Below are 24,353 nucleotides of genomic sequence, written 5' to 3'. Positions count from 1 at the left end.
TTTTATATAGTTGTTCCTATAGAGCTGATCAGCCCAGCTGCTGCTCAACCCGGGCAGCCTTCTTCTCCACTTCCTCTACCATCTTGGCGCGATAATCTGCCAGCTTCTTGGCCAGCTCCTCATCAGAGAGGGCAAACATCTGGGCAACAAAAATCGCTGCATTCTTGGCACCGTTGACAGCCATAGTGGCAACAGGGATGCCGGACGGCATCTGAACCGTGCTCAGAAGGGCATCCATGCCGTTTAACGGAGTGGCATTGATTGGCACGCCAATAACAGGCAGAGTGGTATAACTGGCAATAACGCCCCCCAGATGCGCAGCGGCACCGGCAGCAGCAATAAATGCACCTATACCTCGCTCAGGAGCAGTCGTAACCAGCTCCCTGACCTTGGCAGGAGTACGGTGTGCAGAAGCAACTACTACCTCTGCCTCAATGTCAAACTTCTTCAACAATTCATAAGCGGGCTTCAAAATTGGCCAGTCAGAATCACTGCCCATGACAATGGATACCTTCATTGCGTAATCACTTTCCCTTCGCAAATCACAAACTTATGCTAATTCTCCCAAAAATTCCTTGCCAGCCCTGCCTGACGGCAGCGTGGCAAGAGCAACCAAATAATAGGATATAACTTATCAAAAGATAAGCATACCAACGCGCACACTCCTATTCTACCATAGGAACATTAAATTGCCTAGCGACAAATACTGAAAATCTTCGCTAAGCACCCATTACATGATAGCAGAAACTATAAAAAGCTGTCAACGCACAGGAAAATTTCCACGCAAAAAGGCAGGGATATTTCACCCTGCCCTAAAATGCTGCATATATTCATATATTACAGGCGGAAAGCCACCAGAAATACTGCCAGGAGCGCAATCCCCAGTCCCAGTGAAGCACCGCACAGCTTCTTTTCAATCGGTGTCAGGTCAAACCATTCTGCTTCCTGACGGATAATCTCAATATGCTCCTCATGAGCTGTGGTTTCCTCTGCATTAAAATCCTCATAAGTAACTGCCGGATTTGCCATAATATTTTCCTCCTTTTAAATACCCTTTGCCAAAATGCCCACTATCTTCTCTCAGAACAGCCAGATACCGGCCGTTCAATACATTACCCTGCCACTACCGGCGGCAGGATGCCGTGGTAGAACAGATAGGAAATCCCCAGGCCTACCCAGAGGATAAAGCCAAAGAGGGCGATGGAATAAACGCCTACAATGCGTCCCAGGCCTTCTGCCCACAGCTTGCGCACATCAGTAATCAGGCCGATAGAGAAGAAGCACAGGCCGAAGAAAATAGCACGGAGCAGATTTGCCTGACCGGCACCTGCGGTGGCTGCCTTGACAATGGACTCATCAGACAGGCCCCAAGTGAACAAAATCAGGAATGTAGCCAGGAAGCCAAGAATGAACTTCGGGAAGCGGTCACCGATCTCCCTGACAGAAACCTTGTAGCTCTCACCCTTCTTGCGGCCGAAAAGCACAGGGAATACAGACCACACAACTGCCAGCACAAAGGCCCAGATACCTATAAACACATCAATAAATACCTTGGCTGTAGTGGTTGCCATCAGCACCCAGCCCTCCTGATAATTGATGCCGTACTCAGCCAGTGCCTTGGCACGGATCAGGGAATCGGTAATGGCACCGGAAGCAATGGCACCGCCGTCGCTCTTGACAGCCAGGCCCATCCACGCACCTGCTACCAGCGGATCATCGGCAAAGAAGGTGCTGGCCACCCACGGCAGAACCAGAAGCTCCACAGCCACGAAAACAATGATTACGGAAGAAAGAATCGTCGGCACAATCGCCCTGGCGCGGATAGCGCTGCCGGTAGCAATGGCTGCTGCCACGCCGCAGATGGAAATGCCGGAGGCCATCGGCGCCGCCCACTCAGGAGTGAACTTGAACACCTTGCGGGACAGAATGTACACCACCGGCCAATAAATCAGATAAGCCTCAATAACCGCGCAGATGCCGCGGAAGATAACGGTGCTGGCCAGCCCCATGGCACCAACGGTCTTGATGCCGATAGTCATGCCCAGAATGACGATGCCTGTCTTGATATACCACTCAGGCTTTGCCGCCACGGACAAGAAAGCTGCTGCCTTCGGGAAAAAGTTGCCGATAATCAGCCCCACTGCCAAAGCAATGACGAAGCCAAGCTCACCAAGGCCCAAAGACCAGGAAATGCCGAACTTCTCAAGGGTGTTAGGGGTAGCTGCCAGATAAGCGTAATTGCCCAAAGTATTGGCTGCCACCGTCACCCAGAACAGCACGGTGAAGCCTGCCGCAAACCGCTTCACGGAATTGCCCATGAACCATGCCCCCAAGGTAGTCAACGCCAAAAGGAAACCATAGGTCAGTATCAGGGAACCCCCTGCCCCCAAAAAGGCAAATGCCTTGCTGTTAGGGGCAACCGCCTTGGTCACATCAGACCAGACACCGAACTTGGCCACCCAGCCCAAAAGGTCAACTCCTGCAATCTGCCCTGCGCCCAGGCTGAAAATCAAAAGTCCCAGCCATACGGCCCACCAATCCTCATTCTTCAAAAAGCCCTTCTTCTGAACCAGAAGCTCATGGGGCTCTGCTGCTAATACTGCCATACTCAGCACCGTCCTTTCCCGGCACACTGACAAAAAATAAATGATGATAATTGCGTCTGCCAGCTGCCAAATAAATATTTTATAATTCCTGCCAGCTGTCCTCCCCCGGCACCATTAGGAGATAAGAAGCTCCGAAAACGGCCCGCAAGCCATTTTGCATATTACTTCACGCACTGGCAGGCCGCCCCGGCAGCCCTGTGTTTTTCGCTGCCCTGTCACTCCTGCCTGTTTCATCCTGCGTGCAGTTTTCGGAACCTCTTATGAAAATATCCTTTGTATACCCTTTCAGAGGAGAACCAACTCCAAAAACCGATTCACCTATCATTTTGGTATGTAAATCAGGTGATATTGATAGTATAGCCTCGCTCACATACTTTGTCAATATGTTTAATATAAAATTTTATACTTTTTTTATATGTTTTGTAACAATTCCTATTTTGCCACACAAAAAACGCCGCAAGGCAAAGGCTCACAGCCATCCTTGCAGCGTTTCAAAAATTTATAAAAGCAAGCATCCATCACATATCATATATTACGTATTACATATCACATATCACATATCACACATCACATATTGTATATCGCAGTATGCAATTTTCCTCAGCCGGCAATCTTCATGCCGCCCTCTTTTGCCAGCAGCCTGCTCAGGAAATAATCCGTCACCCGAAGCTCACTGCGGTACATGCCCTCCGGCAGCTCTACGCTGCCCAGCGCCGCCCTTGCCACCTGGCAGTCATAGGCGGACACCATCTGCCAGCAGCCCTTGCCGTCTGCCGCCGCCACCAGCTGCCCCAGGGACTTGTCCACCAGCAGAACCCTGTCTGCCCCTACCCCCTGACGATAGCTGGCCAGCTTTGCAATGCCTTCCCGATCAAAAACCGCCATCCCGGTATCCACAACGATATACTCAACTCTATGAAAATTAAAAATATCCATCTGCAGCATTTTTGATTTCCCCTTCCTATAACATCAAGCCCTAAATCATTAATTTATAGGGCTTTCACATCTCATGTTGTGTACATTATAGCAGGCAATATTTACATTGAATATATAAAAAGTGCTGTCAATATTGCAAAAAATGTCCTATAATATTTAAAGTCACTAACAGAGCAGATAACCAGCTTCACAAAAACCAAGGAGCAATAATTATGAATGAATATAATAAAAAAGGGTATCTCCTGCAGGGCTTCCGCGTCTTCCGCCTCAAAGATGCCGCCCTGCAAGAAATCCCCTTCCACTACCACGATTTCCACAAAATCATCCTGTTCCTGGGGGGCGAAGCCTCCTACATCATCGAAGGAAGGACCTATCCCCTGAAACCACGGGATATTCTTTTCGTCAGTGCCGGTGAAATCCACCGCCCCGTTACTGTGCCCGGCAAAAGCTACGAAAGGATTGTCATCTACGTCTCGCCGGATTTTCTCGCCAAGTGCGGACAGGGTAAATGCGACCTTGCCCAATGCTTTCACGCCGCAAGGGAGGCCTCCAGCGTCATGCATGCGCCGCCCGGCAAAAGCCACGACCTGCTGTTTCACATGGACAAGCTGGAAACAGTTGCCCACCAGCAGGGCTACGGCAACGAGCTGTACACCGAATTGCTGTTCATGGAATTTATGATACTCCTGAACCGGGCCATTCTGGACAACGAGCTGGAGCTTTCCAGCGTTTCCTGCGACAGGAAAATCCAGCAAATCCTTGCCTACATCAACAGCCACCTCACCGATGACCTGTCCATTGACACCCTGGCAGAAACAGCCTATCTCAGCAAGTTCTACATGATGCGCAAGTTCAAGGCTGACACCGGCTTCAGCATCCATCAGTACATCAACAGCAAAAGGCTCCTGCTGGCAAAGAGCCTGCTGGCCACCACCGACATTCCCATTACGGAGCTCTGCTACCAGTGCGGCTTCACGGATTACTCCGCCTTCTCCCGGGAGTTCAAGAAAAGCTTCCGCACCACCCCCACCGCCTTCCGCAACAGCAGCACATAAATCACCTGAAATATAGTTAATGATTTTTACATACAGGCAGGAAGCGAGAACCCGGTATGACATGTACCATAAGAAAACCCTTGTTGCGCCTCGTTACTTCATTCATCAGAGCCAAAGGCGATAGATGAATGTTAGTAACGCGAGGCACAACTAGGAGCGAGAGCGCGTTTTCGTTGGTACAGTCATACCGGGTTCGTCAATTTTTATGCTTCAAGGGCACTAAAATACTGCAAATTTACTTTTTTCAGGGCAGTATCCGCAATATTAACGCAGTTATTGCCCATGCGGTCAATAATATGCAGCAGCTTGTTGTACGGCACAGTCAGGTTGGCCGCGCACTTGCCCTTGCTGACACGGGACATATGCGCCTTGCGCATGGAGATATCCAGGTCGCGAATCAAAATCTTCTTCTTGAAGATGGCCTTCACGTCCTCCTTGCTGCCGGTCTCCATGACACTGAGGGCATTATGGTACATTTCCTCCACCAGCTGCAGGCTCTTTTCCAGATCCTTCTTAGCTTCCTTGGAGAACTTATACTTCTTGTCCATCTTCTCCTGTACAGCCCGTGCCGCATCACCGCAGAGGATGGCAATCCTGTCTACGTCACTCAGCACATACATGAGCCCTGCCGTCTGGGTTGCCTGTTCCTCCGTCAGCACACCGGCTGAGAACAGGTCTGCCAGGTACTCCGTAATCCTCTCATGCAAATTTCTGGCAACTGCCTCCTGCTCATAGATGCTGGCCAGCAGCCCGGCATCATCCTTTTTCAAAAGCTCCCGGGTATTGCCAATCAGCCCCTGCACAATGTCGCTGCAATGCACCACTTCCTTGGCCACCAGCTGCAAGGCAGCAGAAGGCTGGCTGATGAGATTGCTGTCCAGATACTGCGGCTCCATAGGATTTTCCTCTGCAATTACCTCGCTATCCGGCACAATCCGCATGACGATAGGCACCATCACCTTGTTAATCAGGCCTACCCAGACACAGGTCATAGTGATATTGAAAATAGTATGGGCATTGGCAATCTGCCGGGAGATGACCTCCACCTCCGGCCCGGATGGGGAAATGCTCTGAATAAATGCCGCATAGGGATTTACAAACCAGATAAACAGCAGGCAGCCGGAGATATTGAACACGCAGTGAGCCACTGCCGTCCGCTTGGCATTCTTCGACTGCCCCACGGCTGCGAACAATGCGGTGATGGTAGTACCGATATTATCACCCAGCAGCACAGGAATCGCCCCTGCCAGCCCCAGGATACTGGTTACGCCATCAGGGCCTGCCTGGGCCGCAAAATTCTGCAGCACCGCAATGGTAGCACTACTGCTCTGCACCACCAGTGTCATCAGGGTACCTACCAGCACACCCAGCACAGGAATATCGCTTACCTCCGCAATCATGTTGGTGAACACCGGGCTGGAGGCCAGCGGCTTCATCACATGTCCCATAGTCTCAATTCCCAGGAACAAGAGACCAAAGGCAAAAATCGTCTGGCCGATATTCTTGACCTTCTCCGACTTGCTGACAAAAGCCATGGCAAAGCCCAAGAATACAATCAGATAAATATAATCGCTAATCTTAAAGGCGATAATCTGGGCTGTCATAGTCGTACCGATATTGGCACCCAGGATAATCGAAATCGCCTGTGGCAGGCTCATCAGCCCCGCGCTGACAAAGCCGATAGCCATAACCGTGGTGGCGCTGCTGCTCTGCAGCACCGCTGTAGTCAGCGCACCTGCCAGCACACCCAGCAAAGGATTTCGCGTCAGCATCGCCAGGATGCTTTTCATTTTCTCCCCGGCAGCCTTTTGCAGGCATTCGCTCATCATATTCATGCCATAGATAAAGACTGCCAGTCCGCCCAGCAGACCAAATGCAATCTGCATTCCTTCCATTATCTCTCCTCCATATCACACTTCACAGTGGTAATTTTTCTGCCAACTCTTCCTGACATCATTTTCCGGAAAGCTCCTGCCAGCCGGCCAGCTCTCCCGTATAAATCCCCTTCAGCTGCTCAAGGGTGATATTGGTCAGAGGATTATCCTTATTGACAATCACCACAATATCATCATTGGCAATCAGCCGGTAATTCAAAAGCTCCTTTTCATAATCCTTCAGCTCCCGGGAAGCCATGCCGAAGTCACACTCCCCCTGCATGGTCCTGGTCAGGCCATCTGCGGAATTTGACGGCACCACGCTTATATCGGCATGGGTATTGATGCCCTCATAGGCAGCTGCCAGCTCTGACATCAAAGGTGCCACCGAGGTGGAGCCAACGATTTTCAACTCCCCTGCCGCCTGATTGGACAGGAATCTGTCCGCCTTGGCAACAGCCCCGAAGGATTTACCCACCAGCTCCTGGCCTGCCCCGGTAACATAGGTCAGAAAATCCTGCTCCAAATCACTCAGCCGACCGCTGTAGGCCAGATAAAAAGACCGCCGCAGAGGATAGCTCCCCTTGCCGGAGGACACATCAAAGCCATTCACCGTCAAAATCTTCACATCGGCAGCAGAGCGCACTGTGCCATAGGATGCATAGCCGATAGCCGCTTTATCACCTGCCACCTGCTGGACAACTGTCTCCGCATTGTCAGCTACGGCGGCATCCTCCCTGGTCAGATCTGCCCCCTTGCCTTCTCCGGCAAAGCCTGCCAGCTCCGCAAAGGTGCTCCGCGTCCCGGAGCCATCCTCCCTAGAAATCACCTTGATTTTGCCAAGCTTCTCAAGACCGTCCACCTGCTCCTGACTCAGCTGCCCTCCGCTATTTCCTGCCGACATGCCACATCCGGCAAGGGATAACGCAGCCACCAGCAAAAGCACCGCCAGCCACAGCCTGTTCTCCATCCTCTTAATCTGCATGAAATCACTCCCGTCCTAAATATGACTTTATCATACGATTTTTATGTAAAATCTCTTTGACAGTTTTTGTTAATTTTTTGTAAAAAATAAAGTGCAGGCAATATCCTGACACCACCTGTTCATGCATCAGTTATTGCCTGCACCATATATTCACATTATCAATCCGCGTATTCCAAATCCATAACCAGGACATGGCTATGAGCACCTGAAAAAAGTTCCGGGTACTCCACTAAAACATTCAGCGTTTCCTCCACATCTATAGTACCTTCCTTAATGCCCTCCAAAATCATCTCATTCCACTGGTCAGTGTCCTGATTGCCAACTATACCTGCCTGCTCCTCTCCGCCCTCATAACAAAACTTAACCTTGTCTCCTGTACGAAAAGGATGCGGCATCCAAAAAGGCTTGCCCTCAAAACTATTGACACAATATTCCAAGCTATTGATTTCTTTATCAGCATCATAGGTGAACCATGTCATTTGTGCTTCTGCATTGTAGCTGACACCGCCTATGACATTATCATATTCATCCTCATCATCTTCGCCAGAACCAGCGGACAAAATATACTCCTTTAAAATGCGAAATTTCTTTCCCAGTTTCCTGCCAGCTTCATAAGCTTCCTCAAAGGAAGGAAATTTACCAAAGGAGACTTCCTTAGCATCCTCCACGGCAAATACAATACCAGCTTCCTGCCTGACCAGATTATCATAATCTTCCCTATCAGATGCCAGCCTGGCAGCAATACACCGTTTCAAATTCTCATCCTGCGTTTTATCCGCCAGTTCCTGCAAAGAAGCATATTTTTCCTCCAGCGTTACCCGTGAGCAGTATATCAAGGTTGCAACAGCCTCATCAGGCAGGACAAAATTCAGCTTCTTGTGATATTCTTTCAGAGCCTTTGATTTCAGATAATCAATCATCACCGTTCCCCCTTATGTGAACATAATTTTCACATATAAATTATATACCCCCTCCCAAATCAATGGAAGGGGGATTGTTTACTTATTAATCACGATACCGCTCTATGATACTGTAATCCGGTTGAGATGTTGCATGAGAACATCCTAACCTAGCATTGCTCTTATTCCACCATGACTGCAATGTTTTCCAACAACTGTTTCCTGTGTTCTTATACTCATTACGCAAAGCTTCATCGATCTGTCTTGAAAATTTACGTTTTGTAAAATCAAGCCTCATGCTCTTATTATGATTAAAATCCATATTTCTATCCAGCATTAATGCCCCATGATACTCAGCTCCATTACCATCTTGAGCATCTATATGAAAATGAGGCAACGGTCCATTATCATTAGAATTTACTTTAAACACATACCACCGACCGTTATACTTAGTGGCATCCTTTATCAAATCTTCCGCTAGAAGTTCATAAATTGCCTCATCTTCACATTCTAATTCCAGTAAATCAAACTCAGATCCGCCATCTTCTATATAAACAAGTATTTGATCATCTAAAAACATATTATCCCCCCTTCCTCTATAGTATATCGCAGATAATGACATCTTACTATCATGAAACACATTAATAGTTGTCCATCTATCTACCATTCTCATTATCACATAAATCCCCCTCTACTGTCAATTTGGTAGTGCCAAAAACTACCCGTTTTTATAATTCAAAATAGCTCAACACATAGATACACAAAATAACTATTGCTAAGTGCTTTACCGTCAGCAGTTTAATCCCAGCAGTTCTTGTGCGTACTGTCAAGAACTGCTAGGCATCCACCACAACTAAAATAAGAAAAGCATTTGCGAATAAACACAAACGCCTCTCTCAAATTACGATGCAACCATATTCTCAGAATTTTCTTTTGGCCTAAAAACTGCCTCCTCCGTACTATTCCTAAGCTCTGCAATATCAATAAAAAAATGCAGACAACCTCCTGACACAATTTGCCCCTGCGCCAGTTATTGCCTGCACCATGTATTTGCACTATATTATGCGATATTATATTGTGATACTAGCCACTGCTTACTTCGCCATCATCTTGGCAATCTTGTTGGCGAAATCCACAGGGTTCTCAGGCATAATGCCCTCGATAATCAGAGCCTGGGTGTAGAGCAGATCGCAATAATCCTTGAAATCTGCATCATCCTTGCCGTTGGCGTGGAGAATCTGCAGCTTGCTGAACAGGTCATGCTTCGGATTGATTTCCAAAATCCTCTTTGCCTTGAACATAGGGTTGTCCATAGCGGCAAAAGTATGCTCCATAGAAAGGCTCGGCCCCATGGCGTCAGCCACCAGGCACACAGCACCGGACTTCAGGCGGGAGCTGATTTTTACCTCCGCAACCTTGTCCCCCAGCACTTCCTTGATATCCTTCACCAGATCATCATTGTTCTTGGCGATTTCCTCAGTCTCCTTCTTGGCCTCCTGGGACTCGGCATCATCCAAATCCAAATCACCGCGGCTGATGGACTGGAACTCCTTATCGCTATAAGTGCGGATGGTCTCAATAGCAAACTCATCCACAGGATCCAGCAGGTAAAGAACTTCCAGGCCTTTCTCCTTCAGAAGCTCCATCTGAGGCAGCTTTTCAATGGTGGCCTTGTCAGTACCAGTAGCATAATAAATCTTCTTCTGGCTCTCCGGCATACGCTCCACGTACTCCTTGAGGGAAACCTCCTTGCCCTCCTTGGAGGAAGCGAACAGCAGCAGCTCCTTCAGCTTGTCAATCACGTTGCTGCCGGTGTACATGCTGTTGTAAATGCCAATCTTCAGGGACTTGCCGAACTCCTGCCAGAACTTCTCGTACTTCTCACGGTCATTCTTCAGCATGCGCTCCAAAGCCTTGAGGATGGTCTTTTCCAGATTCTTGCCGATGGTCTTCAGCTCGCGGCTCTGCTGGAGAAGCTCACGGGAAATATTCAGGGACAAATCAGGAGAATCAACCAGGCCCTTGACGAAACGCAGGTAGTCAGGCAGCAAATCCTTGCACTTGTCCATGATGAACACATGACGGGAGTAAAGCTGCACCCCCGGCTCGTAGTCAGTATGATACAGGTTGAACGGAGCCTTGGCAGGGATATACAGCAGTGAGGTATACTCTACGCCACCCTCAGCCTTGTTGTGAAAAACCTCCATGGGCTCCTCCCACTCATGGAACTGATTCTTGATGAACTCAGTGTATTCTTCCTTGGTGATGTCATTCTTGCTCTTTGTCCACAGCGGCTGCATGGAGTTGAGGGTTTTCAGCTCAATCTTCTTGATTTTCTCCGCGCCCTCGATGATTTTTCCCTCATCGTCACGAGGCATCTCCTCGGTCTCAAAATTCATCTTGATTGGATAGCGCACATAATCAGAATACTTCTTTACCAGATTCTGGAGATTCCAGGTATCAGTAAAGTTTTCCTCCGCCTCATCCCCATAGAATTCCTTGCCGAGAGTAATAGTGATGGTAGTACCGCGGCTTTCCTTCTCGCAGTCCTCCAAAGTATAAGAACCGTCACCAGTGGATTCCCAGCGAACTGCCTCGCTGGTGCCTGCCTTGCGGGTAGTGATGGTCACCTTCTCTGCCACCATGAAGGCAGAGTAGAAGCCTACGCCGAACTGGCCAATCATTTCCTTGTCAGTCAGCTCCGCATTGTTCTCCTTTGCCTTCTGCAGCTGCTCCAGAAACGCCTTGGTGCCGGACTTGGCAATAGTACCGATATTCTCTACTACCTCGTCCTTGGTCATGCCAATACCGTTATCGGAAATAGTCAGGGTATGGCTTTCCTTGTCAGGCACCAGGAAAATCTCATAGTCCTCGTTGCCCTCCAAAATATCCCGATTCTGCAAGGACTCAAAATGCAGCTTGTCAATAGCATCAGACGCATTGGAAATCAGCTCACGGAGAAAAATCTCGTGATTGGTATAAATGCTGTGAATCATCAGATTCAGCAGCTCTTTAGTCTCTGCCTGAAATTCATGGGTTGTCTTTGCCATAAAAAATTATCTCCTTTTTATGTAAATTTACTTTAAACAAGTTATTATAGCCTGTTAGCACTCTGACATGGTGAGTGCCAAGCTACAAAAAGTATAATACATCAAAAAGTCAAAAAAATCAATAGGCAAACTAAAAAAAACTGCCGCAGCCATCATGCAATACAAATACACATCATGGCCACGGCAGCAGCATCATCACTATTATGTTTACTTCTTGTCCTTTTTCCCGGCATCAGCCTTTGCCTTATCATAGCCGGAAGTCGGCCACTGCTGCAGGGTATAAAGCCCGGCATTCATGAATTCCTCCACATTCTTCTTGGTCAGTCCCTTTTCCTCAATCAGCCCCAGCACAAAATGGCCGCCATACTGCCCAGGCACGAACAGCTTCATCATCTGGTTCTCAGCCACAGCCACGGAGTCCATCACCCCATCGCCATCGCTGTCCACCTCAACCTCAGTTGCCGTAGGGCCGCAGATACCGTAGCGGCATCCCTCAGCCTCGCTGCCATCATCGTTGCGGTTCGGAATCTCCACAATCTGGGCATAGGCAAGCCCGTAGGTAGCAGCAAAATTCTGCAAAAACGGCTTTGCCTCCTCCTCAGGCATGGTGCCGATATTCTCAGGAATCACCTTGTCATCATAGCCATTAATGCAGATAATCCAGCCCTTTTTGATATTGTCATAGGTGCCGGCAAAGAGCATTACCTCTCCCTTATCCCCCGGATTGTAGGCACTGGCAGGAATAATCTTCGGCTGAACCGGGCAGAGAATGCTATATCCATAGCGGGCGCTGGTATGCTTGTAGGTAAACACCACCGGCTCCTGCTGCGTCTGAGGCACCAGCTCTCCGCCAGCTGCCGCTTCCTCGGCACCTGCCACCCCCGGCACAGCACCAAACAGTGCCGATGCCACGCATACAGACAATATTCCATTCAAAAGATATTTTTTTACGTTCATAGTCAATATCATCCTCTCTCTATCAATATCCATTGACGAGTATATTTATACAGTTCCTCCATGAAAAAATGCTGAGAAACAAGTTAAAATCAGATTAAAAAACCTTATCGCACCAGCTCGCCCACCAGGTCCTCGGTAAAGCCCTGCAAAATCCGCACCTTCACCATATCACCCACCTGGCTGGTCCTGTCATCCTCGATATAGATGCTGTCATCCACATCATCAGCCTGACGATAAGAGCGGCCATAAGGCATCCCGTCCTCCGTGCGGCCTTCCACCAGCACCTCCAGCACCTGGCCCTCCAGCGCCTCATTCAGCTGCTGGGAAATCAGGCTCTGGGTAGCCTTCAAATCATGATAGCGGTCCTGCATGACCTCCTCAGGCACCTGGCCCTCCATCTCTGCGGCTGCCGTATCCTCCTCCCGGGAATAAGTAAAAATCCCCACATGGTCAAACCGCTGCTGCTGCAAGAACTCCTTCAGCTCCTGATACTGGGCATCGGTCTCCCCCGGAAAGCCCACAATGAAGGTAGAGCGGATAACCACGCCCGGAATACGCTCCCGCAGCTTCTGCAAAAGGGCAGTCACCTCCGCCTTGGTATCAGGCCTGTGCATGGCACGAAGGATTTCATCATTGGCATGCTGCAAAGGAATATCCACGTATTTCACCAGCTTTTCCTCACTGGCAATCACCTCAATCAGCTCATCCGTAAAGAATTTCGGATAGCTGTACAGGGTACGCAGCCACTTGATGCCCTCAATCCGGCAAAGCTCCTTCAAAAGCCGCGCCAGGCTTGGCTCACCATAGATATCATGGCCGTAGTTGGTAGTATCCTGGGCAATCAGCACGATTTCCCTGACGCCCTTTGCCACCAGGACCTCCACTTCCTGACGGATATCCTCAACGCTGCGGCTCCTGTACCTGCCCCTGATGAGGGGAATCGCGCAGAAGGCACAGCGGTTATTGCACCCTTCCGCAATCTTTACATAGGCAGTATAAGACGGCGTAGTAGGAATCCGGGGCACAGAAGCATCATAAATAATCTCATTTTCCCTGTTGATAACCACCCGGTTGCCAGCCAGCGTTTCCTCAATGGCTTCCATAATGCGATGCCAGGAGCCGGTACCGATAATGCCATCAGCCTCCGGCAAATCATCCAAAAGCTCCTGCCCGTACCGCTGCCCCAGGCAACCGGCAATAATCAGGGATTTGCACCTGCCCTTGCCCGGCTCCTTGTACTCCGCCATGGTCAGGACAGTAGTGATGGACTCCTCCTTGGCAGACTCAATAAAGGCACAGGTATTGACAATCAGCACATCCGCCTCCGCCGCCTCATTCACCAGCTCATATCCATTCTGCCGCAAAATCCCCAGCATAACCTCCGTATCCACGAGATTTTTGGAACAGCCCAGACTAATAAAACCTGCTTTCAATCTATATCCTCCTTCCCCGGCTGTGCCGGGTTATATGCTCACTATCACATTCATCCGCAATGTATTTATTCGCCAGCAGCTTGCTCATACGCCAGCAGCCAGTTATTGTCAACAACTACTAATTGCTGTCGCTGGCAAGGCGCACCTGCTTCACCCACCTGTCAAGAAGCTCCTGCCGCTTTTCCTTTGGAAAATCCGCCAGCTGGTTGAACAGCACAGGATTCCTCACCGCCAGCCGCTTGTAGGCCAGGGTGGCAGGATTGGCAGGCACAAAGTAAAATTTATTGCTCTGCAGCACCAGCAGCGCCTCATCCGTCAGCAGCCAGTCAGCAAACTTCCTGGCCTGCTCCCCATGAGGGGCATGCAGCAAAATGCCGGTGCCAATCAGGGTATAGGCAGTGCCTTCCTCCGGCTGGATGATTTTCAGCGGATAGCCATCATCTATATAGCGGAGCACCTCGCTCTGCACCGCCACCGTCAGGTCAACCTCCCCCATGCCTGCCATGCGGACAGGCGTGGACAGATACTTGGCATACTGCACCACGTTTGGATGGATTTTTTTCAGCAAATCCAGCGTTCCCTGCTCCCCAAACTGGGCAATCAGGAAAAAATACAGGTTGGCGGAGCTGTCCGCCGCCAGAAAATCCGTAATCCCGATGCGCATCCCCTTTGCCTCCGACAAGTCACGCCACCCCAGGGGCAGACGGGCATTCCGCTGCATATAGTCCCTGTTGATACAGAACACCACCGGGTCATACCAGGTACCTATCCAAAAATCCCCGGCATCCTTGAGATTCCCGGCTACCGCATCACTATGCTCCGACACATACGGCACCAGCCAGCCCTGGCCTGCCGCCCGGCGCAGCAGCCTGCTATCCGCCAGCACCATATCAGCCTTGCCCGGCTCCCTGAGCCGCTGTTCCAGCTCCTGCTCGGACAAAGGCACAAAATTCACCTGTATCTTGTGGAGCTTCTCATATTCCTCTGCCAGATAAGTCACGTTTTCCGTCGGCAGCGTCGTATAGACCGTAATCTCCCCCAGCAGCTTCCTGCCGCTGTCCCTGTCACTGCCCGTTCCTGATATATACATAGTACCGGTAATCACCAGCAACATTATTACAAAGGAAACCACCAGCAAAACCGTATATCTCCGCATCAGCCTCACCTCAATCAAAAAGCCTGAACACCTGCAAACCAGCATATTACTATAGTAATATGCAATCATAAATACGCAATGCTTTTAAAAGAAAATCCTGTAGGCACCCCTACAGGATTTTCAGATTGCTCAAAGTAATGAATTAGTTATTCTTGCGCATCCAGACAGGAATATCAATGTTATTAACAGTAAAGAAATCCTGATTTGGCATGCCGCGGTTCGGGTCGTTGCCAAAGGTGGAGCTGCGCATTCCCGGAGCGGACGGCTGGGCTGCTGCTGCACCGGCATTACCGGCGGGGCTGCCAAAGAACTGGTTGGCAGAAGGAGCCGGTGCGGAAGCACCCTGACGTCCCTCAAAATCAGTGGCAATAACAGTCACGCGAACCACATCCCCCAGGCTGTCATCCGTAGCCACACCCCAGATGATGTTGGCATCCTTGTGGGCAGCCTCCGTAATGGCAAGGCTGGCCTCATTCAGCTCCGCCATGCTCAGGCGGTCAGATGCACCGGTAAAGTTCATGATAACGCCACGGGCACCCTGCACGGAAACCTCCAGCAGAGGGGACTCCACAGCTGCCTTCACAGCAGACAGAGGCGCACCATCGCCGGAAGCCTCGCCGATACCCATCAGGGCAGGGCCGGCATTGCTCATGATAGCCTGCACATCAGCAAAATCAAGATTTACAAAGCCCGGTACATTAATCAGGTCAGAAATACTCTGTACGCCCTGGCGCAGCACATCATCCACAATGCGGAATGCCTCGGTAAAAGGAGTGCTGCGGTCAATAATCTCCAGCAGCTTCTCATTCGGGATGGTGATGATACTGTCCACACGCTCAGCCAGCTTCGCCACACCGGCCTCGGCACGGCGCTTGCGCATCAGGCCCTCGAAGCCAAAAGGACGGGTAACAACTGCCACAGTCAGAGCCCCCAGCTCCTTGGCGCACTCCGCCACGATAGGAGCCGCACCTGTACCAGTACCGCCGCCCATACCGGCAGCAATAAACACCATATCAGCTCCCTCAAGGGCAGCCTTGATCTCGTCCCGGTTCTCCTCGGCAGCCTTCTCGCCTACCTCCGGCCTGGCACCTGCGCCCTTGCCCTCGGTTGCCTTCCTGCCAATCTGCAGGCGGACAGGAGCCAGCGACTCATCCAGCACTTCTGCATCTGTATTGATGGCGATAAACTCCACCCCCTGTACCCCAGAGGAGACCATGCAGTTTACGGCATTGTTGCCGCCACCGCCCACACCAACAACTTTAATTACGGCATCAAGGCCTTCATCTAAATCTGCAAAATCAATTCCCACAAGTATACCTCCACATACAAGCTTTATTTATGTAAAAATAGCCCATTTCACCTATTACATTTCATCATTATAACATCATTCCATAAAATTTTCTACATATTTTATGATTTTTTACAAACTTTGCTACGCAATGATCATATTTTCTCCAAAAAAATATTCCCTTTCTGTCTAAAAAGTGATATAATGTTTGTAGAATATTTTTTCGTCTGTATTATTGAAAGCATTTTTCAAAAATCATTATTTGAGCACCAGACCACCCTCAACCCCAACATGCCAGTCAGATTGCTGAACTATGTGACTGAACTTTTCAAGATTTATCTGGAACCTGAAAAGCGGAAAATGTACAGCAGCTCGCTGATACAGATTCCTGCTCCTGAATTCTACGTATTTTATGATGGTGACGATACCAGCTTTGAACGCAAAATCCTGAAATTAAGTGATGCCTTCAAGGCTCCCTCGAACAAACTGGAACTCATTGTCCATGTTTACAACCTGGCAACCGGCAAAAGCGAAGCCTTGAAAAGCATCTGCAAGCCCCTCAGGGAGTACAGCACTTTTTCCAACCACTACAAGCTGCTTAGGCAGCAGGGGCTTGCTATTGATGAGGCTGTCAGGGACACCATCATATACTGCATTGACAACAATGTTATGAAAGACTACCTTCAGTACAACGAAAGTGAGGTGATCAATATGTTTGGTTTTGAATGGAACGAAAAAGAAGAACGAGAAGCCCTGCTGGAAGCCGGCGAGGCCCGTGGCATAACCATTGGCGAGGCTCGTGAACGAATTAACTCTGCACGCAAACTGCTCACCCAAGGCATTGTGACCTTGCAAGCACTGCAGTCCTCTGGATATTATTCACAAGAGGAGCTGGCTGCCATCGCAAAACCATTATAACAACAGCGAAACGATGATTAACTATATCAAATATAGAACAATGCATGATTTAGAAGTTTTATAACTGATGAAGTCAACACTATATTTGTTCAAAATGGCTGTAGCTTGATGATTTATTCATCAAGCTGCAGCCATTTTTACGCTAAATAATACTTACCATCTTTTCCTGTACTCACTGGGGCTCATGCCTTCTACCTTGCGAAACATCCGGCTAAAATAATTTGCATCATTCATCCCCACGGAATCTGCAATCTCATCCACATTTTTAGCCGAAAACCGCAAAAGCCGCTTTGCTTCCGTAATCCGCTTAAATAAAATGTATTTGTTTACGGTGAAGCCATAGCTGTCCTTAAAAATCCTGGACAAATAGCACTTGCTCACAAAAAACTTATTAGCCAGGTCTTCCAGCGATACCTTCCTGCCATAGTTTTCGTCCAGATACTTTTTTATCTCGTTCAGCTCCATGCGCTTCTTAGAGGCAACAGCCACTTCCTGATGCCATGACTGCTCCATCAGAATAGTCAAAAGCTCATTCAGCTTCTCATTGATGCGCATATCACGGACATAGTCAGACGAGGAAGCCAGGTCATATAAACCGGACAAAATGCCCTCAATCGCCCCGGCATCATCAGGATGAAAAACAGCCTTGCCTCCACGCTCCCTGTACTTCGCATAAATATCCGGCATCGAAAGGCCATAAAAATGGCACCACCGCAGAGACCACAAATCATCCTCAGTCACATGGCTGTATCCCTTGCGGCAATCAATAAACACCATATCCCCGGCAGACAAGCAATACTCCGTATTTTCATAAAACAGCCTGCCACTCCCCTGACACACCACAAAGCACAAATATGACTGCAACTTTTCACGCCTGCTGGTATGTGGCTGCACAGCCTGCAAAGAACCGGCTTCCTGCAAATGCAGCAGCGAAAACCGCGCAAAAGAAGAAGGAGTATACAATATCCTGGATGAGGTAACAGTTGAAAAAGCTGACATATCCTCTGGCATACCTACTCCCCCTTCTAGCGTTGTCAGTTCTCTTTACTTGCCATGTTTTATTATTTACCTGTATTAATCACCGAGTTAATAACATCGAGAAGAAATTCTCCATATTCTTTTTTATTTTTACTTAGTTTTATATTTATATCTTTTTCCTCAACATGAGAATCATTTTGGTGCGCCAACATCAATTCAGCAAGCATCTTAGAGTTCTCTTTCTCGAAAAAGAAAACATTTTCATAACCAACAACCTCTCTATTGACTGGTATATCTGACAACAAACATGGCAGACCTAATCCTAAAGCATTATATGTTGCTCCCCCGCCAGGCCCCCCTTCAAACAGCGTAGGCTGAATAAGGCCTATAGAATTTCTCATAATTCCAATCTGGTCATTTTTAGGTATATATCCTAAAAAATGAATATTCTCTCTGCATTTCATCCTAGCAACTTTTTCCTTCAAATTTGCTATATAGTTTTCAGAGCGAACATCCTCCATTTTTCCAGTACAAACTATATGTATATCTGTAGTACCTGATTCATATAAAGCATCTAATGCCTCAAATGCTGTTATATGTGACTTATGCAACCAAAACTGGTTACATATCACATAGTATTTATTAGGCAAATCATATTTTTTTAGATCAATATTCGCTGGTACTTCCACTTTTTGGAAAGGTTTAAATGGCAATACTATAACTTTGCAACGATTATTAGGATAAAACTTTAATATATCTTTTTTTACTTCATTTGCATTAACAATTACATAATCATTATCAGAAAGTTGTTCTCCAAAATCTCTATCTCTTTGTTCACAAACTTCTTTAGAAAAAAGATCAGGATAATACTTATGTTGAAAATCATAAATATAACCTATCCTTGCAATACTTCCATCCCTTTTCTTGCATTGTATAGACGGCAATATTATGCTTACATTATTTTCATCCAAGCACTGTTCCTGTTTCTTTTGTAAATTATTATAAAACCTATTAGCGATAGTTTTATAACAAACAACCTTTGTATTAGGCGTACAAATTCTAAATCCATCAATTATTTCTCTGTTTTCATATTTATATTTTTTGAAATTCTCAATAGTTAAACATAAATTCAATCCTGACTTTATAAAAAATTTAATGGATTTAAAAATTTTATCTGCAGCGCTCATTTCATCCAATAACAAATATGTTCGAACTTTTCCTGTAGACTCCAGCGCCTCAGTGATAGTAGCAATAAAATCTATCCCCCCGCCCCAAGTCTTAAAACCATTACCATCTATCCCCACCAATATTTTTTCATTCACATTAAATAACCTGCACTTTCCTAATAACGCAAAGAATAAACATCTATATTTATTTGATTTTTTTAACGGGACATCCAACATACATTCCCGATTCTGATATATCCTTACATACCACACCACCAGCACCAATAACAACAGAATCACAAATTGATACTTTATCGCGTACTACAGCTCCTCCTCCCAAAAATACATTATTCCCAATATTACAACGTCCGCTTACAGTAGCATTAACACTTATATGAGAAAAATTACCTATACGAGCCTCATGTGCCACAACTGCATTGGAATTTATAATGGAAAATTTACCAATAACAACCTCTGGGCCAATATATGCACCTTCACTTACATAACTCCCTAAGCCAATATCGACAAATTTCCCAATATGTGCTGATTGTGAAACAATACTAATTCCATGCAAATTTAAATAATGTTCATATCTTTGAGCAAATTTCATGCGTTCCATATTATCGCCAATAGCAATAAATAGCTGTTCACCATCAAAATCTAATGGCATCCCCAAAACATCTATATCACCAAAGATTTTCTCACCACTTCTTGCATTTTCATCATAAAAAGTTAAATGAACATCTTTTTCATTATAAAAAATAGTATTAGCTACACAACGTGCATGCCCACCACAACCAATTATAGAAATGTTTCTCATGTCGCTATTAACCTCATATTAACCTCAAGAAAAATATTTTTTTATGCATTCACAAACATAATCTATCTCGCTATCTTTTAAATCAGGATAGCTCGGCAAATTTATACCTGACCACCCTAACTTTTCTGCTACCGGATGACTCTGATATTTATGTGAATACATCGGCATAGTATGAATTGGATAAAACGTCGGCCTGGTTTCAATACCATTTTCCTTTAAATAATTGCGCAATGAATCCCTGTCTTCAATATTTTGGCAAGAAATGGAAACCATCCAATAGGTGTGCTTAACATTCCCCACTGACTTGTGAACAGTGACTGGCAACCCATATAATTTATCTGTATATAACGCTGCAATTTGCATTTTTCTATCAATAAATTTATCAATCTGTTCCAATTGTGCCAATCCAATAGCAGCAGCTATATTAGTCATCCTATAATTATATCCAACAATATCATGCCAATATTCACGATGAGTAGCTAATCCTTGACCTTTTATATGCACTACTCGTTCAAACAATGTTTTATTGTTTGTAAGTACCATACCGCCTTCACCGCAGGTAATAGTTTTATTACCAAAAAAACTAAATGCAGCTATATCACCAAATGAGCCAACTTTTTTCCCATTGTACTCTGAACCAATGGCTTCGGCGCAATCTTCTATCACAAAAACATCATGCCTTCTAGCAATTGCCATTATAGCGTCCATATCACATGGATGCCCATATAAATGTACTGGCATAATCGCCTTTGTATTTTTAGTAATTTTCCGTTCTACATCATCAGGAGCCATTTGCCAACTATCTTCTAACGAATCAACAAAAACAACATCCGCACCAGTATATTTAACAGCATTAGCCGATGCTATATAGGTAAAAGATGGAACAATTACTTCATCGCCTTCGCCCACTCCCAATGCAAGCAATGCTAAGTGCAATGCCAAAGTACCATTAGTAACAGTTGTACCATATTGCGTTCCGATATATTCAGAAAAACGCTCTGCAAACATATCATTATATTTGCCCTTTGAAGAAATCCATGTAGTATCCAGGCAATCATTTACATATTTTTTCTCATTGCCATTTAAAGATGGCTTGTACACTGAAATGTTCATAAAAACTTCCTCCAATAAAAAATATTACTGTTAAGACATTATCATTTTTATTTAATTATTTTAGATAAAATAAACTTTTTAATGTAATGCAAAATCTTACGACTCAAAGGTACATACGATATTTTTTCCATAAATTCCCCTATTCGTATATATGCAATATTCGATTCTATAATACGAACAGAAAATTTTTTTACTTTATTGACTCCCAAATCAACATCATAATAATTAGTAGTTCCACAATGCACACCACTAGAATCATGTCCAATATTTTTACTCAGAGGCAAAGCTGGAAATAATGAATATCCTCTCCTATAAATCACAACAGCCCAAAAAATAGCCCAGGTATATAAGCGACCATCACAATTAGCAATAATTTGATCAAAAAAGTCTTGCGTTTTACCATTAAAATTAAATCTATAAATATCTTCATCCGTAAAACTATCTCTTATTTTCTGAGGTTCTCGAGAAAAGTGTTTCCATCTATCTGCCCACGTAGCCCATCCCCAGCAACCTCCTGCTTTAACAAAAAATGTCTCAGGCAAATCTTTATTGTCTATTGGATAAAGATAACCATTTATCATAATGACCTTTGATTCAGTTTCATAAATCTTCAAAGCATCATTCATATACTTCAAGAAATATTTTGATGTAACAATGTCATCTTCCAGCACAATTATTTTCCCATATTTATTCACTATACTGGTTACGCCATCAATTATATTCTTTGCAAGCCCACAGTTTTCCTCACGTTCAATGATAGTAATATTCTTGAATCCATTGATTGAATATAAATAATCCCTAACAGCCTGTACATCCAAAATTGCATTCTCAGTTTTAGGTGCATCTGAATATATAAACAATTCACTGTCTGCCGCATATACATTATTCTGCAAAGCTTCAATCGTCTGCTTTGTATGCTGCAAGCGATTATATGTAAATAAGACTATAGGCGCCAGCTGCTCTATAAACTTTTCTTTTTCAGCAGGCTCTCTATCCCAATATAAATCTGCATACTGCTCTTGCTGCATCACAAAATCATCCTTTCTCCAAAACTATCATCAATCGCGCGCAAATAAATCCCTCGTATAAACTTTTCCTTCCACATCTGACAATTCATTGTTCCAGCGATTGGCTAAAATAACATGGCTAGCATTCTTAAATTTAACCAAATCATTTTCAACTAATGAATTGTAAAAATAATCAGCATGTAAAGTAGGTTCATAAACGATGCAGGTTATGCCTTCAGCCTTCAAGCGTTTCATCACACCTTGAATTGCACTTGCCCTGAAATTATCAGATGATGTTTTCATTGTCAGTCTATAAATTCCAATCACTGGATTTTTTATTTCAGAAACCTTACTCAACACTTCATCTGCAATAAAATCTTTACGTGTGCGATTTGCTTCTACAATGGCACTAATCAAATTCTGAGGCACATCTTCATAATTGGCCAGAAGTTGCTTTGTATCTTTCGGCAGACAATAACCTCCATAACCAAATGATGGATTATTATAAAAATCTCCAATTCGCGGATCCAAAGCAACCCCCTGAATAATTTCCTTCGCATTAAGACCACGTACATCCGCATAAGAATCCAATTCATTGAAATAAGCTACTCGCAAAGCTAAATATGTATTGGAAAACAGCTTCACTGCCTCAGCCTCCGTAAAGCCAATAATCAATGTTTCAACTTCAGACTTCAGTGCTGCAGACTGCAACAGCCTAGCAAATATCTCCGCCTTCCTGGTCAATTCCTCATCCTGCCTGTCAGTTCCTACAACAATTCTAGACGGATAGAGATTGTCGTACAAAGCTTTACTCTCACGCAAAAATTCCGGACTGAAAAGAATCCTCTTATTGCCAGTAGTTTTTCTAATCTTTTGGGTAAATCCTACTGGGATGGTGGACTTGATGATGATGACTGCATCTCTATTTACAGACGTAACCTGACGGATAACAGACTCAACTGCCGAAGTATCAAAAAAATTCTTTTTACTGTCATAGTTGGTAGGTGTCGCCACAATTACAAAATCTGCCTCCCTGTAAGCTGTATCACCATCCAACGTTGCTGTAATATGCAGCTGCTTTTCCCTCAGATACTTCTCAATATAATCATCCCGTATAGGAGATTTTCTATTATTGATCAGTTCCACTTTTTCTGATACTACATCCACAGCAGTCACCTGATTCTGTTGCGCCAGCAACACTGCTAAGCTCATGCCCACATAGCCGGTACCTGCCACTGCAATTTTCATCATCACTTACACCTCTTAGACTTTCACGCTATACAAATAAAATACATGCATATAAAATCACTTATTTACGCACTACTTTTACCTGCATAATCCATGCCTTCCTAAAGAAACGCCATTTTAGTTACATACTGCATATAAATTTGTTATCCTCTGATACAATAACACCACAACATTTTTCACCAGTATATAGGCCAAATTCATATGCAATCCCATTTGAGGATAGTATTCGCTTAATCTCCTCAAATGTATTCTGCTCACCAACTCTATGCATATCATCAAGAACAACTACAAAACTATCACCTAAGATAGTAGGTATAACACTCAAAATGTCTCGCCTTGAATATTTTCCGCTACTACCAAAAGGCCCATCAATAGAAATCACATCAAATTTTCTATTATGAACTATGTCAGAAAAATCTTTATATGCTTTAAAATTATAACCTTCAACGTTTTTTTCTATTAAAGGACTATTGCTTATCTGTGTACAATCGGAAATTTTATGCCTCTGTGTATAAAAATTAATCCAGCTTTCATCGTGCTCTATAACAACATGCTTACCATTATCATATTTATAATAATCAAAATACCTTGAGAGCAAAGATGTAGAAATTCCCAAACCTATATCTAATACATTTTTAGGTCTAAGTTCTTCTAGTACTCGTGTCATTACATATAAATAATCATATCCAACAGCCCATCTACCAGGCGAAACGCCAAAATCTTCTCCAAGCCATTCACATCCCTTTGCAGTATCATGCCATATCTGAGCCCACAAAAGTTCCCTGCTTACCCCTCCTAAACTTTTTAAATATCCTTTAAAATTTCTTATTTTTTTAAACATAAAAACACTCCTTGTAATCATAA

At 45.5% G+C, this 24,353-nt stretch carries 22 protein-coding genes; 2 read left to right on the top strand and 20 right to left on the bottom strand.

The window, feature by feature from the left end:
• Window positions 1-28: 28 nt before the first annotated feature.
• The 4 genes from purE to FYJ84_RS11215 all read right to left on the bottom strand — a co-directional run bounded on the left by purE (window position 29) and on the right by FYJ84_RS11215 (window position 3,551).
• The gene (purE, locus tag FYJ84_RS11230; protein ID WP_154407699.1) at window positions 29-517 is read right to left on the bottom strand and encodes a 5-(carboxyamino)imidazole ribonucleotide mutase; all 489 of its coding nucleotides are present in this window, start codon (window positions 515-517) and stop codon (window positions 29-31) included.
• Window positions 518-837: 320 nt separating this feature from the next.
• Entirely contained in the window at window positions 838-1,029 is a 192-nt protein-coding gene (locus FYJ84_RS11225) for a hypothetical protein (RefSeq protein WP_154407698.1), read from the bottom strand.
• Between the two features lie 83 nt (window positions 1,030-1,112).
• On the bottom strand, window positions 1,113-2,606 hold the full coding sequence (locus tag FYJ84_RS11220; protein WP_154407697.1) for a putative sulfate exporter family transporter: 1,494 nt from the start codon (window positions 2,604-2,606) through the stop codon (window positions 1,113-1,115).
• A gap of 600 nt (window positions 2,607-3,206) precedes the next feature.
• On the bottom strand, window positions 3,207-3,551 hold the full coding sequence (locus FYJ84_RS11215; RefSeq protein ID WP_154407696.1) for a hypothetical protein: 345 nt from the start codon (window positions 3,549-3,551) through the stop codon (window positions 3,207-3,209).
• A gap of 203 nt (window positions 3,552-3,754) precedes the next feature.
• Here FYJ84_RS11215 and FYJ84_RS11210 point away from each other — a divergent pair, with 203 nt between their 5' ends.
• On the top strand, window positions 3,755-4,597 hold the full coding sequence (locus tag FYJ84_RS11210; protein WP_154407695.1) for an AraC family transcriptional regulator: 843 nt from the start codon (window positions 3,755-3,757) through the stop codon (window positions 4,595-4,597).
• Between the two features lie 203 nt (window positions 4,598-4,800).
• Here FYJ84_RS11210 and FYJ84_RS11205 read toward each other — a convergent pair whose 3' ends face one another.
• The 9 genes from FYJ84_RS11205 to ftsZ all read right to left on the bottom strand — a co-directional run bounded on the left by FYJ84_RS11205 (window position 4,801) and on the right by ftsZ (window position 16,260).
• Complete coding sequence (locus FYJ84_RS11205; protein WP_154407694.1) at window positions 4,801-6,492, bottom strand: Na/Pi cotransporter family protein; 1,692 nt, start codon at window positions 6,490-6,492, stop codon at window positions 4,801-4,803.
• A gap of 58 nt (window positions 6,493-6,550) precedes the next feature.
• Window positions 6,551-7,456 (bottom strand): substrate-binding domain-containing protein, encoded by a 906-nt coding sequence (locus FYJ84_RS11200; RefSeq protein ID WP_205764221.1) that lies wholly within the window; start codon window positions 7,454-7,456, stop codon window positions 6,551-6,553.
• Between the two features lie 158 nt (window positions 7,457-7,614).
• Window positions 7,615-8,376 (bottom strand): hypothetical protein, encoded by a 762-nt coding sequence (locus tag FYJ84_RS11195; RefSeq protein ID WP_154407693.1) that lies wholly within the window; start codon window positions 8,374-8,376, stop codon window positions 7,615-7,617.
• A gap of 85 nt (window positions 8,377-8,461) precedes the next feature.
• On the bottom strand, window positions 8,462-8,935 hold the full coding sequence (locus FYJ84_RS11190) for a hypothetical protein (protein ID WP_154407692.1): 474 nt from the start codon (window positions 8,933-8,935) through the stop codon (window positions 8,462-8,464).
• Between the two features lie 514 nt (window positions 8,936-9,449).
• Window positions 9,450-11,405, bottom strand: coding sequence for a molecular chaperone HtpG (gene htpG, locus FYJ84_RS11185; protein ID WP_154407691.1), 1,956 nt, complete (start codon window positions 11,403-11,405; stop codon window positions 9,450-9,452).
• 207 nt (window positions 11,406-11,612) lie between these two features.
• Window positions 11,613-12,362, bottom strand: coding sequence for a hypothetical protein (locus FYJ84_RS11180; protein WP_154407690.1), 750 nt, complete (start codon window positions 12,360-12,362; stop codon window positions 11,613-11,615).
• A 104-nt stretch (window positions 12,363-12,466) separates the two neighbouring features.
• Window positions 12,467-13,795: a 30S ribosomal protein S12 methylthiotransferase RimO gene (rimO, locus tag FYJ84_RS11175; protein ID WP_154407689.1), complete on the bottom strand. Its 1,329-nt coding sequence runs from the start codon at window positions 13,793-13,795 to the stop codon at window positions 12,467-12,469.
• A 118-nt stretch (window positions 13,796-13,913) separates the two neighbouring features.
• The gene (locus tag FYJ84_RS11170) at window positions 13,914-14,960 is read right to left on the bottom strand and encodes an ABC transporter substrate-binding protein (protein WP_277007568.1); all 1,047 of its coding nucleotides are present in this window, start codon (window positions 14,958-14,960) and stop codon (window positions 13,914-13,916) included.
• Window positions 14,961-15,093: 133 nt separating this feature from the next.
• Window positions 15,094-16,260 carry a cell division protein FtsZ gene (ftsZ, locus tag FYJ84_RS11165; RefSeq protein WP_328596386.1) on the bottom strand — a complete coding sequence of 389 codons (1,167 nt, stop codon included), beginning with the start codon at window positions 16,258-16,260 and terminating at the stop codon, window positions 15,094-15,096.
• Between the two features lie 183 nt (window positions 16,261-16,443).
• Here ftsZ and FYJ84_RS11160 point away from each other — a divergent pair, with 183 nt between their 5' ends.
• Window positions 16,444-17,157 carry an Rpn family recombination-promoting nuclease/putative transposase gene (locus FYJ84_RS11160; RefSeq protein WP_154407688.1) on the top strand — a complete coding sequence of 238 codons (714 nt, stop codon included), beginning with the start codon at window positions 16,444-16,446 and terminating at the stop codon, window positions 17,155-17,157.
• Window positions 17,158-17,310: 153 nt separating this feature from the next.
• On the opposite strand, the gene FYJ84_RS11155 is transcribed toward FYJ84_RS11160, so the two are convergent.
• The 7 genes from FYJ84_RS11155 to FYJ84_RS11125 form a co-directional block, all read right to left on the bottom strand.
• Window positions 17,311-18,168 (bottom strand): AraC family transcriptional regulator, encoded by an 858-nt coding sequence (locus FYJ84_RS11155; RefSeq protein ID WP_154407687.1) that lies wholly within the window; start codon window positions 18,166-18,168, stop codon window positions 17,311-17,313.
• 50 nt (window positions 18,169-18,218) lie between these two features.
• Window positions 18,219-19,457, bottom strand: coding sequence for a glycosyltransferase (locus FYJ84_RS11150; RefSeq protein ID WP_205764220.1), 1,239 nt, complete (start codon window positions 19,455-19,457; stop codon window positions 18,219-18,221).
• 49 nt (window positions 19,458-19,506) lie between these two features.
• Window positions 19,507-20,121: a NeuD/PglB/VioB family sugar acetyltransferase gene (locus tag FYJ84_RS11145; RefSeq protein ID WP_154407685.1), complete on the bottom strand. Its 615-nt coding sequence runs from the start codon at window positions 20,119-20,121 to the stop codon at window positions 19,507-19,509.
• 24 nt (window positions 20,122-20,145) lie between these two features.
• On the bottom strand, window positions 20,146-21,234 hold the full coding sequence (locus FYJ84_RS11140; RefSeq protein ID WP_154407684.1) for a DegT/DnrJ/EryC1/StrS family aminotransferase: 1,089 nt from the start codon (window positions 21,232-21,234) through the stop codon (window positions 20,146-20,148).
• 47 nt (window positions 21,235-21,281) lie between these two features.
• Window positions 21,282-22,262, bottom strand: a complete 981-nt coding sequence (locus FYJ84_RS11135; protein ID WP_154407683.1) for a glycosyltransferase — start codon at window positions 22,260-22,262, stop codon at window positions 21,282-21,284.
• A 30-nt stretch (window positions 22,263-22,292) separates the two neighbouring features.
• The gene (locus FYJ84_RS11130; RefSeq protein ID WP_455423410.1) at window positions 22,293-23,492 is read right to left on the bottom strand and encodes a nucleotide sugar dehydrogenase; all 1,200 of its coding nucleotides are present in this window, start codon (window positions 23,490-23,492) and stop codon (window positions 22,293-22,295) included.
• A gap of 118 nt (window positions 23,493-23,610) precedes the next feature.
• Window positions 23,611-24,330: a hypothetical protein gene (locus tag FYJ84_RS11125; protein WP_154407682.1), complete on the bottom strand. Its 720-nt coding sequence runs from the start codon at window positions 24,328-24,330 to the stop codon at window positions 23,611-23,613.
• Window positions 24,331-24,353: the final 23 nt, after the last annotated feature.

This window comes from Anaerovibrio slackiae, from assembly GCF_009695585.1.
Taxonomy (GTDB): domain Bacteria; phylum Bacillota; class Negativicutes; order Selenomonadales; family Selenomonadaceae; genus Anaerovibrio; species Anaerovibrio slackiae.
Note: the sequence above shows the minus strand (reverse complement) of the source record. Positions and strands in the feature narration are given on the sequence as shown.

Coding starts and splice junctions, on each gene's coding strand:
- FYJ84_RS11155 (WP_154407687.1), bottom strand. CDS start 18,168: ATGCCAGAGGATATGTCAGCTTTTTCAACTGTTACCTCATCCAGGATA.
- FYJ84_RS11180 (WP_154407690.1), bottom strand. CDS start 12,362: ATGAACGTAAAAAAATATCTTTTGAATGGAATATTGTCTGTATGCGTG.
- FYJ84_RS11135 (WP_154407683.1), bottom strand. CDS start 22,262: ATGCAGCAAGAGCAGTATGCAGATTTATATTGGGATAGAGAGCCTGCT.
- FYJ84_RS11130 (WP_455423410.1), bottom strand. CDS start 23,492: ATGATGAAAATTGCAGTGGCAGGTACCGGCTATGTGGGCATGAGCTTA.
- FYJ84_RS11225 (WP_154407698.1), bottom strand. CDS start 1,029: ATGGCAAATCCGGCAGTTACTTATGAGGATTTTAATGCAGAGGAAACC.
- htpG (WP_154407691.1), bottom strand. CDS start 11,405: ATGGCAAAGACAACCCATGAATTTCAGGCAGAGACTAAAGAGCTGCTG.
- FYJ84_RS11210 (WP_154407695.1), top strand. CDS start 3,755: ATGAATGAATATAATAAAAAAGGGTATCTCCTGCAGGGCTTCCGCGTC.
- FYJ84_RS11215 (WP_154407696.1), bottom strand. CDS start 3,551: ATGCTGCAGATGGATATTTTTAATTTTCATAGAGTTGAGTATATCGTT.
- FYJ84_RS11145 (WP_154407685.1), bottom strand. CDS start 20,121: ATGAGAAACATTTCTATAATTGGTTGTGGTGGGCATGCACGTTGTGTA.
- FYJ84_RS11140 (WP_154407684.1), bottom strand. CDS start 21,234: ATGAACATTTCAGTGTACAAGCCATCTTTAAATGGCAATGAGAAAAAA.
- FYJ84_RS11200 (WP_205764221.1), bottom strand. CDS start 7,456: ATGCAGATTAAGAGGATGGAGAACAGGCTGTGGCTGGCGGTGCTTTTG.
- FYJ84_RS11205 (WP_154407694.1), bottom strand. CDS start 6,492: ATGGAAGGAATGCAGATTGCATTTGGTCTGCTGGGCGGACTGGCAGTC.
- FYJ84_RS11190 (WP_154407692.1), bottom strand. CDS start 8,935: ATGTTTTTAGATGATCAAATACTTGTTTATATAGAAGATGGCGGATCT.
- FYJ84_RS11220 (WP_154407697.1), bottom strand. CDS start 2,606: ATGGCAGTATTAGCAGCAGAGCCCCATGAGCTTCTGGTTCAGAAGAAG.
- FYJ84_RS11125 (WP_154407682.1), bottom strand. CDS start 24,330: ATGTTTAAAAAAATAAGAAATTTTAAAGGATATTTAAAAAGTTTAGGA.
- FYJ84_RS11195 (WP_154407693.1), bottom strand. CDS start 8,376: ATGATTGATTATCTGAAATCAAAGGCTCTGAAAGAATATCACAAGAAG.
- purE (WP_154407699.1), bottom strand. CDS start 517: ATGAAGGTATCCATTGTCATGGGCAGTGATTCTGACTGGCCAATTTTG.
- FYJ84_RS11160 (WP_154407688.1), top strand. CDS start 16,444: ATGTTTGTAGAATATTTTTTCGTCTGTATTATTGAAAGCATTTTTCAA.